We start from the raw sequence: 1,026 nt of genomic DNA on the forward strand, positions 1-1,026 counted from the left end.
TACGCAGTGGCTTGTGTTGCAATAACTGAGCACAAGCAATGCCTAATGCGCTGCTTTTACCTCTACCGCGATCAGCCGTGAGCACTAAAGGACGCTTGCGATGCCCATTCACCACTTTCTCGATTAATGAAACAGCGTGAGTCTGCTCTATGTATTCTGTATTTCTCTGCGCAATAGCAAGCTCAGAAACCTGGGGAATGACTTTCCCCTGCTCAAGCACTATCAGCTTTTGCCATTGGGTCTGCATCCATTGCTCAGCGAAGTGTTCTGGTTGAGCAGTATTTGTCACAACAAGTAGCATTCCACCGCCAACGAGAGAGCCAATTGCCGCCGTAAAGCTATTAGCATCGAACTCTTTTCGCGCGTCAAACAGCAGCACATCACATTCTCTGCCGAGTAGTCGATTTCCCTGCTTCATTCCAACACAAAAGGCACTCTCGAATGACCAATCCCCAACACAGAACCAACGTTGTGTGGTTTGAGTTTGAAGAAATGCAGAGAGAATGGACTCTTGCCAATCGGCCTCTCCTTGCAAAACAACGCCTGAGCGTTGAAAAGCATGTTGAGATTGGCGTTGAAGTGAAGATAGAAATTCAGATTGTGCGTGCATGGGGTCTATCCGATGTTGAACTGCCGCCATGTTATCACATCTGCTATTCGGAGCATGCTTCCACACGCTCAAGATCGCAGACATAAAAAAACCGCCCGAAGGCGGTTATCGTTAAAGCTTAGTTTTATTGCATTTTGCTTTGAACAAAAGCAAGGATTTCTTCCATCAAGCTGTCATCGACTTTCTTCAGATTGAGAGCAAGATTGCTGCCTTTACGACTGTAGCTTGCTCGACCTTTGACAAGGTCAACTTTTTCAGCTTTTTTTGCAGGTTTAGCTGGTTCTAACTCTGAGATCCAACTTTCGATGCTTTCCGTCACTTCTTTGGTCAAACGAGCCACGCCTTGTGCCTTGCTACGTTGCCACAAGTAACCTTCAGATGTACGGCACTTATCCAACAAGTTTTGCTGCTGCTCA

At 46.5% G+C, this 1,026-nt stretch carries 1 protein-coding gene and 1 pseudogene; both read right to left on the reverse strand.

Features of this window, described 5'->3' with window-relative positions; genetic code table 11:
- A partial coding sequence (locus R7M72_RS26075) for a tRNA(Met) cytidine acetyltransferase TmcA domain-containing protein (RefSeq protein ID WP_318056590.1) occupies nucleotides 1–610 on the reverse strand: 610 nt, incomplete at its 3' end.
- A gap of 124 nt (nucleotides 611–734) precedes the next feature.
- Nucleotides 735–1,026: pseudogene (locus R7M72_RS26080) on the reverse strand (chromosome partitioning protein ParB); the annotation flags it as partial.

Source organism: Vibrio sp. YT-18 (assembly GCF_033337345.1).
GTDB classification, from domain to species: domain Bacteria; phylum Pseudomonadota; class Gammaproteobacteria; order Enterobacterales; family Vibrionaceae; genus Vibrio; species Vibrio alginolyticus.